Below are 15,552 nucleotides of genomic sequence, written 5' to 3'. Positions count from 1 at the left end.
GAGACAGCCCATGGCGACACAACCACAATCCCAGGATTCCGCGGCCGTCGGCACCGGTTGGAACTTCGACAACAGCTATGCCCGGTTGCCCGAGACGTTGTTCGTCCGGCTTAATCCGATTCCGGTCCGCGAATCCCGACTGGTCGTGTTCAACCGTGCCCTGGCGGAGTTCCTGGGTCTGAATGCGGATGCCCTGGCAGGCGAAGGGGGGGCGGCAATATTTGCGGGCAACAGGATACCCGAAGGCGCCGAGCCTCTCGCCCAGGCCTATGCGGGTCACCAGTTCGGATATTTCTCCATCCTTGGCGACGGTCGGGCGATCCTGCTCGGAGAACAGGTCACCCCGCGCGGAGAGCGGCTCGACATCCAGTTCAAAGGGTCCGGACGAACGCCTTTTTCACGACGGGGAGACGGACGCGCGGCCCTGGGCCCGATGCTGCGGGAGTACATCATCAGTGAAGCCATGAACGGTTTCGGCATCCCCACAACCCGCAGCCTTGCCGTGGTGACCACCGGAGAGCCCGTCTTTCGCGAAACTCCGCAGACAGGAGCGATCCTGACCAGGGTCGCCGCGAGCCACATCCGATTCGGCACGTTTGAATATCTTGCGGCGCAAGGAGATCGGAATACGATCCGGGTCCTGGCCGACTACACCCTGCGACGTCATTATCCGGATCTGGACAAGACCGAAAATCCCTATCTCGCCTTGTTGCGGGCCGTTCTGGAACGCCAGGCTTCTCTGGTGGCAAAATGGCTGCATGTCGGTTTCATCCATGGGGTGATGAACACGGACAACATGACCTTGTCCGGCGAGACCATCGACTACGGCCCCTGCGCCTTCATGGACGCCTATGATCCGGAAACGGTCTTCAGTTCCATCGACAAGGACAGACGCTATGCCTACGGCAACCAGCCCCAGATCGCCCAGTGGAATCTCTCCCGTTTCGCTGAAACGCTGCTGCCCCTGATTGCGCCGGACCAGAAAACGGCCGTCACTCTCGCCCAGGAAGCGATTTCTTCCTTTTCAGAAATTTTCGAGCGGGCATGGCTTGCGGGCATGCGCGCCAAGATCGGCCTGTTCAATGAAAAGGCCCCGGACAAAAGCCTGATCCAGGAACTGCTCTCCTGCATGCACAAGAACCAGGCCGATTACACCAACACCTTCCGGGATCTTGCCTCGGAACGGCTTCCGGATGCGCCCGTGTTCCAGGATCCGGCCTTCCAATCATGGCATGAGCGCTGGATGGCCCGGCTGTCTGAACAGGCGGATTCCAGGGAAGAATCCCGCGTTTTGATGCAGGCCCGAAACCCGGCGGTCATCCCCCGCAACCACAAGGTCGAAGAAGCCCTGGAAGCCGCGGTGGAACGCAACGACTTGAGCGTGATGAACCGCCTGGTGGAAGTCCTGTCCCGACCATACGAAAGCAGTCCCGAGCATGCCGAATACTGCCTGCCTCCTGAACCCTCGGAGCGGGTCTATCAGACCTTCTGCGGCACATGACCGAGTTTCCTCCCTCGTCCGCAAATCCCTTCGAGGCAGTACAAGACCAGACATGTGTTGCTACGAAGTCGGGGTGGGAGTCGCGCGGGATCGAAAATTGAGATAGCCGGAACACGCAACTGAACAGTAACCATACAAAAAACAAGGCCCGATTTTCCGCGGAAGCGCGAAGATCGGGCCATGTTTATTTGAAAAAATATCAGCCGCGAACGCTACATGAACGCCTCGCAGCTTCCGGGCAGACCGAAGCCGTTGTGAACGCAGATGGATTCGCGGGAGGCTTCCCGGACATCGAAGGCTACCATTTCCGTAACCATTTCCGGAAAGCTGATCTCGGGGGTCCAGCCCAGTTTTTCCCGGGACTTGGTCGGATCGCCGAGAAGACTTTCCACTTCCGTTGGCCGGAAGTAGCGGGGATCCACGGAAACCAGGACATCCCCCTCCGAAAGGGAGACGTTTTTTCCGATGCGTTGCAGGCAGGACTGGACGATTGGAGTCGGCTGGTATTTAGCGATAATGCCCTTTTCTTCGAGTCCTTCACCTTCCCAGCGCAGCTCGATGCCCACTTCCCGGAAGGCCAGATCGCAAAATTCCCGGACCGAGTGCTGTTCGCCCGTGGCGATGACAAAATCTTCAGGTTTGTCCTGCTGCAGGATCAACCACTGGGCACGCACGAAATCCTTGGCATGGCCCCAGTCCCGCAAGGCGCCGAGATTACCGAGGAAAAGATTTTTCTCCAGTCCCAGGACGATGCGCGCGGCCGCCCGTGTAATCTTACGGGTGACGAAAGTTTCGCCGCGAATCGGAGATTCATGATTGAAGAGGATTCCGTTGCAGCCGAAAATGTTGTACGCCTCGCGGTAGTTCACCGTAATCCAGAACGCATACAGCTTGGCCACGGCATACGGAGAGCGGGGGTAGAACGGGGTGGTCTCGCTCTGGGGCACTTCCTGGACCTTGCCGTAAAGTTCCGAGGTGGAAGCCTGGTAGATGCGCGTCTTGTCGGTCAAACCAAGAAGGCGAATAGCTTCGAGCATGCGCAGGGTACCGAGAGCATCAGTGTTGGCCGTGTACTCAGGGCTTTCAAAGGACACCTTGACGTGGCTTTGGGCGGCCAGATTGTACACTTCGTCCGGCTGCACCTCCTGGATGATCCTGGTCAGGTTGGTTGCGTCGGTCAGGTCCCCGTAATGCATGAGGAAACGTACGTCCTCTTCGTGCGGATCACGGTAGAGATGGTCCACCCGTTGGGTGTTGAACAGGGAAGAACGGCGCTTGATGCCATGTACTTCATAACCCTTCTCCAGCAGAAATTCCGCCAGATAAGCCCCATCCTGACCGGTTATTCCGGTTATCAAGGCTTTTTTCATGAGCATTTTCTCCTTGATTGATGCTCGCTGCCCATGTACGGGCAAACCCCCGTTCATAACGAATTGCCGATTGCACGGCAACTTTGGATAGTTTAGAAAAACACGACATGGCATTCCCATACGAGATTCCGTCATGTCCCACGTCGCTTCCGGATCATCCTCGCAGGAAACGGCATTTCGGACGCTGATTCTGCAAGAGGATACAATACGCCAGGGCCTTGTCGCCGGGCAGGAACAGGAACGAGAACCATGATCGACAGACACGCCCATCGCCGGGAAAGGCTGCGGGAACGGCTGCACGAAGCCGGACTCCAGGCATTGCTGGTCTCCAGCCCGGCAAACAGATTCTACCTGAGCGGATTCGAGCTGCACGACCCCCAATGCAATGAAAGTGCGGGCTTGCTGATTGTCGACGCAGCCGGAAAGGACTGGCTGCTCACGGATCCGCGCTACGAGATCGCCGCTGCCAAAGTTTGGCCCAAGGAGCGGCTGTTCATCTATACCAGCCCCAAAATACAGCAGGTCCGGAATTTTTTGGCCGGATTGAACTACAACGCCTTAGGATTCGAATCCCGGGCCATGAGCTATGATTTCCATGCCGAGTTGAAGGACCACATTGTCCTTGCGCCGACGCAAAACATGGTTGAAATGTTGCGCAGGATCAAGGATGAATACGAAATCGCCCTGATGGAGGCCTCCTGCAAGCTGAATCACGAGGTTTTCGCCATGGTGCCGGACCTGTTGCAGCCGGGACGCACGGAACGGGACATCGCCTGGGAGATGGAGAAGCTGTTCCGGGAACGCGGCGCCCAGGAACTGGCCTTTCCGACCATCGTGGGAGTGAACGCCAATGCGGCCCAGCCCCATGCCGTGCCCGACAACACCCCTGTCCGGGAGGACTGCCTGGTTCTGGTGGACGCCGGCGCCCGCCTCAACGCCTACTGTTCGGATCAAACCAGGACCTTCTGGGTCGGCGCCGCCCCCCCGGACGGCTTCAAACGCACCATGGACCTGGTCCGCAAGGCCCAGGACGCGGCCATTGCTGCGATTCGCCCGGGAAAGCCGGTCGCCGAAGCATATCATTTGGTGAAGAGCTTCTTTCGGGATTATCTCGTGGATGAGCGGTTCAACCACGGCCTGGGACACGGTATCGGGCTGGAAACCCATGAGGCGCCGAGCCTGGGGCCCCACGACAAGACCATCCTGGCTCCGGGCATGATCGTCACCGTGGAACCGGGGCTCTATTATCCGGAATGGGGCGGCATTCGCTGGGAATACATGATCCTGGTCACGGAAGACGGGTGCCGGATTCTGTAATTCATGTGATCATATATCTATGAAATTTAATCACACGAGGTGTTTCATGAACATTCGCCACCAATCCCTCTCCCTGACATCGTCTTTTCTTGCGTGCCTGCTCCTTGTCCTAGCCTTGTCATGGCTGCCGGTTCGCACGGCCTCGGCGGCATTGAACGACAGCCTGGAAGCCATGGTGGGCCAGATGCTGATGATCGGATTTCGCGGCCTGGATGTGGAGGAAACCTGCTCCGTCATCCAAGACATTCGTGCCGGACGGGTGGGCGGAGTGATCATCTTCGACTACGACGTCGAGTTGAAAAGTCGCGTCCGCAACGTGGCCTCGCCGGAACAGCTCAAAAATCTGGTGGCCAGGCTCCACGCCGCGTCCCCGGACGTCCCGCTGTTCGTGGCCATCGATCAGGAGGGCGGACGGGTCAACCGGCTCAAGGAAACCTTCGGGTTTCCGGCAACGGTTTCCAAGGGCTGGCTCGGCTTGCAGAACGACCTGACCCTCACGGGTGAATATTCCCGCCAGACTGCCAGGATGCTGGCCGAACTGGGCATCAACATCAACCTGTCTCCCGTGGTGGATGTGAACGTCAACCCGGGCAACCCGGTCATCGGCATGCTGGAACGCAGCTTTTCCGACAATCCGCACATTGTCGCCGAACAGGCCATGGCGGAAATTCTCGCTCATCAGGCCGAAGGCATCCTGACCGCACTGAAACATTTTCCCGGCCATGGCAGTTCCACCACGGATTCCCATCTCGGCTTCACGGACGTCACCCAGACCTGGACTGAAATCGAGTTGGAACCCTACCGCGAAATCCTGAGCTCCGTGGGCACGGACATGATCATGACCGCACATGTTTTCAATGCCGCCCTGGATCCGGATTGGCCAGCGACCCTTTCTCCGGCGATCATGCAGGGCCTGTTGCGCGACCAGATGAACTACCAGGGCGTGATCATCTCCGACGACATGCAGATGCAGGCCATTACAGACCACTACAGCCTGGAAATCGCCCTGAAACAAACCATCCTGGCCGGCGCGGATATCATTATTTTCGGGAACAACCTTGTGTATGACGATGGGATTGCGCAAAAGGCCCAGGAAATCATCCTGGGTCTGGTCCGGGATGGCCGCATTTCGGAATCCCGCATACAAGAATCGTATGAACGCATCATGCGCCTGAAAACCCGTCTTGCCGCGCGGAACAATATTGCGTGCCACCGATGCGACGCCTTTTGAGGCAGCGTGATGGTCAGGGGGGGCAGAAAAAATGCTTGGTTGAACCGGTGCTGAGACGTCTCAAGTGAGAAAGGAGAAGTCCTGGCCGGAAGAAGAAGTCATTCCTTACGTTCGCTGGTGACCCGCAGGGCGATATCACCCCCGGGGAGTTGCCAGGTGCCCGCCGCTGATGATCCTATAGGCAGAGGAGCGCCTGCAAGAGAGGCTTTTTGTAGATGATCGAAGAATTTGGGCGGCTGGATTTTCAAAAATCGGAGCAGGCTTTCCGAAGAAACGAAAATCCCGTGGTGCAGAAACAATCCGGCAAGTTCGCGGCCCACGGCATTGTAGAGACGGACATGCAGCCGGAACGGCTTTTTTTCAGAAGCCTCAAGACCATCGCCCTTTGCCTGGGAAATGCCCTCCCGCATCCGGCTGTAATACCCGCCCCGGCGCATGGTCGCTCCCACCAGTCCGGGCATGGCCGCGGACAGGGCCAGTCGTGAGGACGGCCCGAGCAAGGCCCGGTCCAGATCGTCAATGGCTTTTCCGTCCAGGAAGATGGTCTGCAGACTTTTTTCCGTATACACCCCGCAGACGCCGACCAGCTCGCACAGAAACTCCCGCAGCGTACAGGGTTCGGGAACGGGCATGTCGAATCCGCCCTGAAGCAGAATGCCAAAATATTCTGGCGCGTCATGCTCCATCAGGACCAGCGGCAGATTTCCCAGGAGTTGATCGTAGGGTTCGGGATAGGGGGCTGTGTACGGCACGGTGACTCCTGGATTCAAGGTTCGTCGTCACTGCAAGGCATCAGACGCCGCGTCGAAAAAAATCCCGGACCGGAGGCTCGGCCTCCGGTCCGGGAAGGAAGTCGTAGCTGTTAGAAGTTGTAGACGCTGTCAAGTTCCTCGGCGGATACGTCGAAAACCACGTTATGAGGCGCCAGCGGCTCGCGGGAGAAGTAGCGGGGCAGGCGGTCATGTTCGGGACCGAAGCCGGCCTTCTTGTTGAACTCGCGCTCCATCTTCAGGATCTTCTGGCCCAGTGCCACCACGTCGTCGCCGGTCATTTCCAGGCCGTACATGTGGTTGATGGAATCGACCATGGCGCCGAAGGTTTCAGGTTGATCCAGGATGGCGAAGGCGATGAACAGGCAGTAGCCCGTGGCGTCCAGAGCAGCGGTGGCCACCTGCAGATTGCGGGACAGCTCGGCCTGGCCTTCGGACTTCAGCGGATCCACGTCACCGCCGACCTTGAGGATGTTCGTGGCTACGGCATACCCTGCGGTATGGTCCGCGCCCTGGGTGGTGGTGGCGTAGGTCACGCCGATGCCCTTGACCGCGCGGGGGTCGTAGGCCGGCATGGCCTGGCCTTTGACCACGGGAGCGTGTTCCAGGCCGTAGCAGCGGGCCGTGGTGGCCGCGCCGGCGCCAAGAATGCGACCCAGCGGCGTGCCCTTGCCCACTTCATGGACCAGATTGACGGCGCCTTCGGCATCACCAAATTCGATCACTCCGGCCTGCATGGCCACGCCGATGGTCACGCCCATCTCAATAGTGTCCAGGCCGTAGTTGTCGTCCAGGAAATCCAGCTTGGCCACGACGTCCAGATCGTCGATGCCGCAGTTGCCGCCGTGGGACCAGACGGTTTCGTACTCCGGCTGCTTGGTCATGTAGTTGCCGTCTTTGTCCGTCCAGGTACCGGAACACTGAATGGCGCAACCCCGATGGCAGCCGTGGGTGGCCACGCCGCCGGGACGGTTCTTCATGGTCTCGGCCTGCAGTTCCCCTGACAGATTCTGGGCGTGCTTGTAGCGGCCCTCGCGGAAGTTGTACGTCGGATAGCCGCCGGCCTCGTTGAGCACGTTGGTCAGCACGTTGGTGCCGTAGGTGGGCAGGCCCTGGCCGGTGACGGCATGTTGCTTCAGACCTTCGACGAACTTGCGGTTGGCTTCCTTGAACTCATCCGGGCGCACGGGCTGGCGCATCTTGGTATTCGAGGCGTCCACCACGATGCACTTGATGCCTTTGGAGCCCATCACCGCGCCCACGCCGCCGCGGCCGCAGTGCCGGGTCGGACGGAATTCGGGATCTGTGACCGCGATGGAGGAATTTGAAAATCGCATTTCCCCGGCCGTGCCGATGGAGATGACCGAAACCTTCTCGCCGTGCACGGGCTTCAATTTTTCGATCAGATCGTAGTTGGGCAACATTTTCAGATCGTTGGCCTTCTCAATCTTCACGTCCTTGTCGTCAATGACGATCTTGTACATGTCGTCGCCCTGACGCTCGCCTTCCAGAATCACCGCGGCATACCCCAGCCGGCCGAGAGCCTGGGCAGCCGTGCCGCCGGCGTTGGATTCCTTGATGGTGCCGGTCAGCGGGCTCTTGCAGCCCACGGAAATGCGGCCGGACGAGGAAGCGGCTGATCCGCTCATCAATCCAGGAGAGATGACCAATTTGTTTTCCGGTCCGAGAGGATGACAATCAGCGGGAACTTCCTTGTACACGACCATGGTGGTCATGCCGCGTCCACCCATGCCCGCATAGTCGCCCACCGGCTCGACGGTGGCTTTGGGGCCGCCTTGCGCTCCTACGTCAATCCGTAAAATCTTGTCCATGAAACTACCTCCTTAACGGGTTATCCTGACAGGAATAATCACATATACAAATCGCCGGAACGCATGCGGCACATCTACTCAAGCACCGCTGAAGCTCCGGCATGCCATCTGGAATCATCTGGTACGTACGGCCGCCGCAATCACTTCAACATTGAAGACAGCTGTCGCAAATGAGAGCGTTCTTCATCAATACATTGCTGGACGAATTTCTTTTCGGAATCCGGAACCAGTTCTCGCATTTCCATGAAAAACAGGATGGTATCCTTTTCGAAGCCCATGGCCAGACGAATGGCCTCGTTCTCGTTCCCGGCCTCGGCTAAACGCTTTTGCAGATCGGGTGAGAAAATAGAGTGCGAGTCGATCAACGCCTGGAGATACATCCCGTATTCCTCGTTGGTGCTCCAGGCCGGCAGCTCGATCTTGCCGAGACGATCCTTGAGCTGCTGAAATATGTCCTCGTGCCGAGCCTCTTCCTTGGCGAAATAGAGGAAGAAATCCTTGGCATCCGGATTTGTGGCCGCATTGGCCGCGTTGGAGTAAAAAACCTGTCCTTGACGCTCGATGTTCACAGCGGCCGCGGCAATCTCGGCTGCTTGAAAAAAAACGGCCATTGTCTTCTCCTTGATTCCGTTCTGGTGCGACAAAAATCGCAAGCAAAGCGGATCCTACAGCTCGTTGGGCAGTTCGAGCAATTGTTCGTTCGTAAATACCGGACCGTCCACGCACACGTATTTTGTCCCGATGTTGCATCGACCGCAGATGCCGACGCCGCATTTCATGCGCTTCTCCAGGGTCGTGACGATCTGGTTGTCCTTGAAGCCCAGCTTCTTGAGGGCCTGCAGGGTAAACTTGATCATGATCGGGGGGCCGCAGGTCACGGCCACGGCCTTGCGCGGCTTGGGCGCCATTTCCAGGAGCACGTTGGGAATCAAGCCCACTCTGTGTTCCCAGCCTTCGGCTTCCCGGTCGATGGTCAGCACGGTTTCCATGTCCTTGCGCTCCAGCCACTCCGGCAGTTCGTAACTGAAAGCCATGTCCTGGGGACTGCGCGCTCCGTACAGCACCCGGATCTTTCCATAATCCGCCCGGTTGTCCAGCATGAACAGCAGCAAGGTGCGCAATGGGGCCATGCCGATCCCGCCGCCGATGAAGACGATGTCCTTGCCCTTCATGGATTCGTACGGAAAATGATTGCCCAGGGGCGCGCGCACCCCGACCCGGTCGCCCTTGGAAAGGCCATGCAGCTTGGTGGTCACTTCACCGGCGCGCATCACGCTGAACTGGAGATACTCCTTGCGCGTGGGCGGGGAATTGATCACGAAGGTGGCCTCCCCGATGCCGAACACGGAAAGCTGACCCACCTGACCGGGCTCGTAATGGAAGTCTTGCATCCGTTCTTCACTGCCCAGAACAACCCGGAACGTCTTGATGTTGTGGGTTTCCTGGATGGTTTCGACGATGGTGCCGATTTCCGGAAGATAGGGGTTGGCCGCCAGGGGGGATCGTTGCGGATTCTCGGTCATTTTGCGGCCTCCTCGACAGCCTTGGGCTGGTAGTCCATGGCCCTGGTCACGATTTCTCGAATATCCACGCTCACCGGGCAGCTCTTGATGCAGCGTCCGCACCCGCAACAGGCGATGATTTTTTCGTGCAGATCCGGATAGTAGCTGAACTTGTGCCCGACCCGGTTCCGGAGGCGATGGGCTTTGGTCGGTCGCGGGTTGTGCCCGCTGGCTTCCATGGTGAACTGGAAGGACATGCAGTTGTCCCAGGACCGGACGCGCCGTCCGGTCAGTCCGGCATTCTCATCCGTGATGTTGAAACAGTAGCAGGTCGGACACAGGTAGGTGCAGGCCCCGCAACTGATGCACTTCGCGGACATCTCTTCCCAGAACCCCAGGTTGTCGAATAGCGCCAGCAGTTTTTTGCTGGCCGGACCGAAATCCTGCGGATCGCCCATTTCCTGGAGCGCCTTCTCCCGCAGGGATTTGGCCTGATCAACCTTGTCCCCGGCAGCTTCGAGCAGCGAGCTTTCCAGAAGCGGAGCCGCCTTGTCACTGACACCCTCGACCACATATCCGCCCTCCACCGGCGTGAGCAGCAGATCCGAACCGGTCGCGTCGCCGGGAGCGGAGCCCACGCTGTGGCAGAAGCAGGAATTCTCGGCCTGCCGACAGGCGATGGTGGCGAAAATGGTGGCTTCGCGGCGGGCAAGATAGTAGGGATCCTTGTATTTGGCCCCGTCATAGACCCGGTCGAAAATCAGAAATCCCCTTGCCCCGCAGGGACGGGAACCGAAAACCAGAGTCGGTTCCGGGGAAATGGTGGGCAGCAGTTCCACCTCCACCTGGCCCAGATTCTCGGGATCCTTGCGGTAGTCGTAGCGCAGAAGTTCCTCGCTGGCCGGGAACACGGCGCTTTTCGGCGGGGCCGTGGCTTCGGCGTCCAGTTCCACCTGTTGACCGGGAGCGTACGGAGCGAAGACCACGGCATCGCCCTGCCGGGTGGGCGCAAGCACGCGCATCCGGCCCGACAGTTCGTCCAGCCATGCCGTCAGCTTGTCGTTTGCTATGAATTTGGCCTCGGCCATTACCAACCTCTCTCGTTTATGTTCTCTTCCTCCACCTGGAAGGAGAGCAGCGGCGGTATCGCCTTGGGATCGACACCGGCTTCATAGTTGAACAATTCCTTGATTTCCTTGTTCAGCTTGCGCTTCAGCGCAAGAACCGGAATGTCCACCGGACAGGCCCGCTGGCACTCGCCGCACTCCACGCAGCGTCCGGCCAGGTGCATGGCGTGAATCACCTGGAACATCCATTTTTCCCGCACCTCGTCTTCCTGGGTCACCCAGTGGGGTTCACGGGACTGGGCCACGCAATGATCCCGGCAGACGCACATCGGGCAGGCGTTGCGGCAGGCGTAGCAGCGGATGCAGCGACTCATCTCTTCTTTCCAGTGCTCGAACCGATCCTCCAGAGGCTGAGATTCGAAGTCCTGGACATCCTGGTAGTCGTCCGTCGCGGCATGGGGCTCTCGCGGTTTGCCGGCGAAGTGGTCGTGGACCAGGGCATTGGGGAACCGGCAGCGCAGACACTTGTCCGCCAGAACGTCCGCCAGGGGGATGTCGGTTTCCTGGCCGTCGTGATGCAGACGCAGACTGTCGGGGGAGATGTCCACCTGGTTGACCCGGCCAATGTCGCCGAGCCTGCGGCGGACCTTGGTCAGATCGGCCACGCCCTCGCAGGGGAAGCCGAAGACCACGATGTTTTCCTGGTTGATCAGCCCTTCCTGCACCAGTTGGACCACGGCCCGGCTGTCGCAGCCCTTGACCACCAGGCCGACCTTCTTGTTCTTCAATCCGGTAAGATATGTCGCGGTATTGTGCACGGCCAGCGGACCGATCTGAAGACGCTCCACGTCCTCGGCACCGCGCATGAACAAGGGCGTGGCATGCAGCGGATCAAAACCCTGCTCCCAGCCGATGACCATGTCCAGTTTCGGCAGTTGCGCCGCGATCTGTTCCTTGAGTTGCGTGAGAATCGTCACGGTATCAGCTCCTTAACACGCGGCTGCGGCAGTCTTGTTCTGTTCGTGGACCGTTCCGATACGCGGCGCGGGCCCGAGCTTGTGAATCTGCTCGGTGAAGGTGGTCACCACCTTCTGCCAGCGCTGACCTTCGGATGCGGAAACCCAGGTGTATTCGAAGCGATCCGGATCAATGCCCATGGTCGGCAGGAACCGCTTGAAGATTTCCAACCGGCGGCGGGCGTAGAAATTGCCTTCGGCATAATGGCAATCTCGCGGATGGCAGCCGGAGACCAGGACGCCGTCCGCGCCGGACAGCAGGGTCTTGGCCACGAACAAGGGGTTGATCCGCCCGGAGCAGGGCACGCGGATAATCCGCAGGTCCGTGGGCTGGGAAAACCGGCCCACTCCGGCCGTGTCCGCCCCGCCGTAGGAGCACCAGTTGCAGAGAAAACCGACGATACGTAGTTCCTTTCCGGCTAGAGCTGACATAAGGCATTGACCTCGGCGAGAATCTGGTTGTCTGTAAAGTGCGAGAGCTGAATGGCGCCCTGTGGGCAGGTCGCGGTGCACAGACCGCAGCCCTGGCAAACCGTCTCAATGACTTCGGCCTTGGGCTCGCCGCGGAAATCCACTTCCTTGATCGCGCCGAAGGGGCAGACCTGGATGCATTTGGCGCAGCCCACGCAGCGCTTGATGTCCACGAAGGAGATCATGGGATCGTTTTCCAGCTTGTCCTTGGCAAACAGGGACAAAACCTTGGCAGCGGCGGCGCTGCCCTGGGCCACGGACGCCGGAATGTCCTTGGGGCCCTGGCACGATCCGGCTAAGTATACGCCGGCCGTGTTTGTCTCCACGGGCCGCAGCTTGGGATGGCTCTCCATGAAGAAGCCGTATTTGTCATAAGAGATGCGCAACTTCTCGGCCAGCTGCGGCGCGCCAACCGCAGCCTCGGCCCCGGCGGCCAGAACCACGAGATCCGCCTCCACTTCCACCTGGGCCCCCAGCAGCGTATCCACGCCCCGGACCAGCAGCTTGTCGCCCTTGGGATAGATCATGGAGACCCGGCCCCGGATATAGTTGGTGTCGTACTCTTCCATGGCCCGCCGGGTGAACTCGTCGTACATCTTTCCGGGTGCCCGGATGTCCATGTAGAAGACGTAGGAGGTGGAATCCGGGATATGGTCCTTGGTCAAAATGGCCTGCTTGGCCGTGTACATGCAGCAGAACCCGGAACAGTACGGCCGGTCCACGCTTTTGTCCCGGGAGCCGACGCACTGCACGAAAACGATGGTTTTCGGCTCCTTGCCGTCCGAGGGCCGCTTGACATGGCCGCCGGTGGGGCCGGAGGCGGACAGCAGGCGCTCGTACTGCAGGCCGGTGATCACGTCCGGCAATCGCCCGCCGCCGTACTCGCCGTACTTGCTGATGTCGAAAAGGTCATACCCCGTGGCCGCCACGATGGCGCCCACTTTTTCCGTGACCACCTCTTCCTGCTGTTCGTAGACAATGGCCTTGGTCGGACAGACTTTGGCGCAGATCCCGCATTTGCCCTTGGTGAATTTCAAACAGAATTCCGGGTCGATCACGGCTTTCTTGGGAATGGCCTGGGGAAAGGGGATATTGATGGCCGTGGTCATGCCCACCTGTTCGTTGAACCGGTCCAGGGACTTTTTGCTCGGACACTTTTCCATGCACAGGCCGCAGCCCGTGCACAGGTCCCAGTTCACATAGGCGGCCTTACGCCGGATCTTGACCTCGAAGTTGCCCACATAGCCGCTGATGTCCTCGACCTCGGACATGGCGTAGAGCTTGATCTTGGAATGCTGGGCCACGTCCACCATTTTCGGACCGAGAATGCAGCTGCTGCAGTCCACGGTGGGAAACGTCTTGTCCAGCTTGGCCATCTTGCCGCCGATGGTGGATTCGCGCTCCACCAGGACGACTTCGCGATCCCCGTCCGCGCAGTCCAGGGCGGCCTGGATTCCGGCCACCCCGCCGCCGATGACCATCACCCGCTTGTTGATGTCGAACTGTTTGGCGAACAGCGGCTTGTCCTGGCGCAGCTTTTCCACGGCGATGCGGGTCAGTTCGATGGCCTTGTTGGTGTTCGCTTCCTTGTCCTTGCCGATCCAGGAAACGTGCTCCCGGATATTGGCCATTTCGAACATGAACCGGTTCAGTCCGGCCCGTTCCACGGTGCGGCGAAACGTGGGCTCGTGCATCCGGGGCGTGCAGGACGCCACGACCACGCCGTCCAGTTCGTTTTCCTTGATGGCCTGGATGATTCCTTCCTGTCCGGGTTCGGAACAGGCATACATGGTGTCCGAGGCAAAAATCACGTCGGGAAAGGCGCGGGAGACTTCGGCCACCTTGGCCGCATCCACCGTCCCACCGATATTGCTGCCGCAGTGACAGACAAAAACTCCGATCTTCATGAACGTTCCTCCGGCTGTGCCTTGCGGATCAGGCGGCCTTCGCCTTGCTGGTTTGCTTTGCGGCCTGCGCTTGCGCCTTGGCCGCCGCCTTTTCCTGCTCCTCGTCGCGGGCCTTGTGCATGGCGTCCAGAGCCAGTCTCGGCGAGACGCACAGCTTGGACAGACCCAGTTCGTCCTGGGGCAGCCGCAGGGCTAGGCCGATCAGTTGAGTGTAGTAGAAAACAGGTAATTGAAATTTGTGACCCGCGGCCGCCGATGCCTGGCCCTGGCGCATGTCCAGGTTCATCTGACACAGCGGACAGGCCGTGACCACGGCATGGGCCCCGAGGCCTTCGGCCGTTTCCAGGAGCTTGCCCGACAGTCTGGCCACGATGTCCTTGCGGGCGATGCCGTAGGAGGCGCCGCAGCATTCGACCTTGAGAGGAAACGGCACCACCTCGGCCCCCAAAGCCTGCATCAGCTTGTCCATGGCAGTGGGGTTTTCATGGTCGTCGAACTGCATCACCTCGGGGGGCCGGTTCATGATGCACCCGTAATAGGGAGCCAGCTTCAGGCCGGCCAGAGGCTTGTCCGGCAACATTTCGGCCACGGCTTCGGGACCGATGTCCTCGGCCAGGACCTGCAGCACGGACTTGACAGGCACGGTGCGCTGCGCGGGCTTGTCCAGCAGCTCATTGACCTGGACTCGGAACTCCCGGTCGCTCATCCGGTGCACGGCCATCTTGAGATTGGTCAGGCAACTCGGGCAGGGAGTGATCACCGCGGCCACGTCCATGTCCTCGGCCAGCGCCAGATTGCGCGCCGCCAGGGCTGAAGAGAGCAGGTGATCCACGGTGTGGGCCGGCGTGGAACCGCAACAGCTCCAGTCAGGTATGTCCAGCAGATTTATGCCCAGGGCACGGCACACCGCCCGGGTCGAGGTATCGTATTCGACGGAGGTTCCCTGGCCGGAACAGCCGGGGTAATAGGCATAATTCATCGTTTGTCGGCTCATCGGCTCGCCTCCTTCTCCCTGAAGCGTCTGAAGATCTCGGCGACCTTGTCCCGGCCCTCAATTTGATGCGGCTTGAAGGAAAGCTTGCCCTTGGGCAGAATCTTGGGCCCGAGTTCGATGTCCGTCCAGAACCGTCCGGTCTTGGCCACATAGGTAGCCAGCAGACCCATTTCGAAAACTCGTCCATGCCTCTCGACGGAATCCAGAAAGGTGTCCCAGAAAGTTTTGACGTTCTTTTCGGCCGCATAACCTTCCCGCCTGGCCATGTGCCGCAGCACGTCCATGATGCGGGCCACGTCGATCTCGTTGGGACAGCGCGTGGTGCAGGATTCGCAGGTCGCGCAGAGCCAGATGGATTTGCAGGACAGTAGGCGTTCTTTTTGCCCGGCCTGAAGCAGGCGCATGACCTGACTGACAGGTATGTCGTAGGCAAAGGTGTAGGGACATCCCGCGGTGCAATTGCCGCACTGGTAGCAGAGACGAACCTTCTGCTCGCTCTCTTCTTCAACCATGGCAATGAATTCGCGGTCGCACGAGGCGTGAATATCAACAACTTCCATGTGTATTCAGCTCC

Annotated in this window: 14 protein-coding genes; 3 read left to right on the top strand and 11 right to left on the bottom strand. The window is 59.6% G+C overall.

The features are described from left to right. The first annotated feature begins 10 nt into the window (after positions 1–10). Entirely contained in the window at positions 11–1,501 is a 1,491-nt protein-coding gene (locus BLP93_RS03585; RefSeq protein WP_092117297.1) for a protein adenylyltransferase SelO, read from the top strand. A 212-nt stretch (positions 1,502–1,713) separates the two neighbouring features. Here the strand turns inward: BLP93_RS03585 and gmd are convergent, their stop codons facing one another. After that, positions 1,714–2,871 carry a GDP-mannose 4,6-dehydratase gene (gmd, locus tag BLP93_RS03580; protein WP_092117295.1) on the bottom strand — a complete coding sequence of 386 codons (1,158 nt, stop codon included), beginning with the start codon at positions 2,869–2,871 and terminating at the stop codon, positions 1,714–1,716. 249 nt (positions 2,872–3,120) lie between these two features. Here gmd and BLP93_RS03575 point away from each other — a divergent pair, with 249 nt between their 5' ends. Together BLP93_RS03575 and BLP93_RS03570 are read left to right on the top strand one after the other, a co-directional pair. Continuing rightward, on the top strand, positions 3,121–4,188 hold the full coding sequence (locus tag BLP93_RS03575; RefSeq protein ID WP_092117293.1) for a M24 family metallopeptidase: 1,068 nt from the start codon (positions 3,121–3,123) through the stop codon (positions 4,186–4,188). A gap of 46 nt (positions 4,189–4,234) precedes the next feature. Beyond that, entirely contained in the window at positions 4,235–5,419 is a 1,185-nt protein-coding gene (locus BLP93_RS03570) for a glycoside hydrolase family 3 protein (protein WP_092117291.1), read from the top strand. Positions 5,420–5,517: 98 nt separating this feature from the next. Here the strand turns inward: BLP93_RS03570 and BLP93_RS03565 are convergent, their stop codons facing one another. The 10 genes from BLP93_RS03565 to BLP93_RS03520 all read right to left on the bottom strand — a co-directional run bounded on the left by BLP93_RS03565 (position 5,518) and on the right by BLP93_RS03520 (position 15,538). Continuing rightward, positions 5,518–6,171: a hypothetical protein gene (locus BLP93_RS03565; protein ID WP_092117289.1), complete on the bottom strand. Its 654-nt coding sequence runs from the start codon at positions 6,169–6,171 to the stop codon at positions 5,518–5,520. A gap of 110 nt (positions 6,172–6,281) precedes the next feature. Further along, complete coding sequence (locus BLP93_RS03560; protein WP_092117287.1) at positions 6,282–8,021, bottom strand: aldehyde ferredoxin oxidoreductase family protein; 1,740 nt, start codon at positions 8,019–8,021, stop codon at positions 6,282–6,284. A 140-nt stretch (positions 8,022–8,161) separates the two neighbouring features. Beyond that, positions 8,162–8,632 (bottom strand): ferritin-like domain-containing protein, encoded by a 471-nt coding sequence (locus BLP93_RS03555; RefSeq protein WP_092117285.1) that lies wholly within the window; start codon positions 8,630–8,632, stop codon positions 8,162–8,164. A 54-nt stretch (positions 8,633–8,686) separates the two neighbouring features. Beyond that, positions 8,687–9,544, bottom strand: a complete 858-nt coding sequence (locus tag BLP93_RS03550; RefSeq protein ID WP_092117283.1) for an FAD/NAD(P)-binding protein — start codon at positions 9,542–9,544, stop codon at positions 8,687–8,689. Continuing rightward, entirely contained in the window at positions 9,541–10,611 is a 1,071-nt protein-coding gene (locus tag BLP93_RS03545; RefSeq protein WP_092117281.1) for a 4Fe-4S dicluster domain-containing protein, read from the bottom strand. The genes BLP93_RS03550 and BLP93_RS03545 overlap by 4 nt, the downstream gene beginning before the upstream one ends. Further along, on the bottom strand, positions 10,611–11,567 hold the full coding sequence (locus BLP93_RS03540) for a 4Fe-4S dicluster domain-containing protein (protein ID WP_092117279.1): 957 nt from the start codon (positions 11,565–11,567) through the stop codon (positions 10,611–10,613). Before BLP93_RS03540 ends, BLP93_RS03545 begins: the two co-directional genes overlap by 1 nt. A 12-nt stretch (positions 11,568–11,579) precedes the next feature. Beyond that, a complete protein-coding gene (locus BLP93_RS03535) occupies positions 11,580–12,038 on the bottom strand; it encodes a hydrogenase iron-sulfur subunit (RefSeq protein ID WP_092117277.1) in 459 nt (152 codons plus the stop codon). Continuing rightward, a complete protein-coding gene (locus tag BLP93_RS03530) occupies positions 12,026–13,984 on the bottom strand; it encodes a CoB--CoM heterodisulfide reductase iron-sulfur subunit A family protein (RefSeq protein ID WP_092117275.1) in 1,959 nt (652 codons plus the stop codon). Before BLP93_RS03530 ends, BLP93_RS03535 begins: the two co-directional genes overlap by 13 nt. Before the next feature lie 28 nt (positions 13,985–14,012). Further along, entirely contained in the window at positions 14,013–14,963 is a 951-nt protein-coding gene (locus BLP93_RS03525) for a CoB--CoM heterodisulfide reductase iron-sulfur subunit B family protein (protein WP_092117396.1), read from the bottom strand. Positions 14,964–14,974: 11 nt separating this feature from the next. Next, a complete protein-coding gene (locus BLP93_RS03520; RefSeq protein ID WP_092117273.1) occupies positions 14,975–15,538 on the bottom strand; it encodes a 4Fe-4S dicluster domain-containing protein in 564 nt (187 codons plus the stop codon). Between the last annotated feature and the right edge of the window lie 14 nt (positions 15,539–15,552).

It is taken from the genome of Desulfonatronum thiosulfatophilum, from assembly GCF_900104215.1.
Classification (GTDB): domain Bacteria; phylum Desulfobacterota; class Desulfovibrionia; order Desulfovibrionales; family Desulfonatronaceae; genus Desulfonatronum; species Desulfonatronum thiosulfatophilum.
Note: the sequence above shows the minus strand (reverse complement) of the source record. Positions and strands in the feature narration are given on the sequence as shown.

Bases quoted from the DNA above. Each gene is read 5' to 3' on its own strand.
- BLP93_RS03525 (WP_092117396.1), bottom strand. From the start codon at position 14,963: ATGAATTATGCCTATTACCCCGGCTGTTCCGGCCAGGGAACCTCCGTC.
- BLP93_RS03585 (WP_092117297.1), top strand. From the start codon at position 11: ATGGCGACACAACCACAATCCCAGGATTCCGCGGCCGTCGGCACCGGT.
- BLP93_RS03555 (WP_092117285.1), bottom strand. From the start codon at position 8,632: ATGGCCGTTTTTTTTCAAGCAGCCGAGATTGCCGCGGCCGCTGTGAAC.
- BLP93_RS03560 (WP_092117287.1), bottom strand. From the start codon at position 8,021: ATGGACAAGATTTTACGGATTGACGTAGGAGCGCAAGGCGGCCCCAAA.
- BLP93_RS03570 (WP_092117291.1), top strand. From the start codon at position 4,235: ATGAACATTCGCCACCAATCCCTCTCCCTGACATCGTCTTTTCTTGCG.
- BLP93_RS03545 (WP_092117281.1), bottom strand. From the start codon at position 10,611: ATGGCCGAGGCCAAATTCATAGCAAACGACAAGCTGACGGCATGGCTG.
- BLP93_RS03575 (WP_092117293.1), top strand. From the start codon at position 3,121: ATGATCGACAGACACGCCCATCGCCGGGAAAGGCTGCGGGAACGGCTG.
- BLP93_RS03530 (WP_092117275.1), bottom strand. From the start codon at position 13,984: ATGAAGATCGGAGTTTTTGTCTGTCACTGCGGCAGCAATATCGGTGGG.
- BLP93_RS03550 (WP_092117283.1), bottom strand. From the start codon at position 9,544: ATGACCGAGAATCCGCAACGATCCCCCCTGGCGGCCAACCCCTATCTT.
- BLP93_RS03520 (WP_092117273.1), bottom strand. From the start codon at position 15,538: ATGGAAGTTGTTGATATTCACGCCTCGTGCGACCGCGAATTCATTGCC.
- gmd (WP_092117295.1), bottom strand. From the start codon at position 2,871: ATGAAAAAAGCCTTGATAACCGGAATAACCGGTCAGGATGGGGCTTAT.
- BLP93_RS03535 (WP_092117277.1), bottom strand. From the start codon at position 12,038: ATGTCAGCTCTAGCCGGAAAGGAACTACGTATCGTCGGTTTTCTCTGC.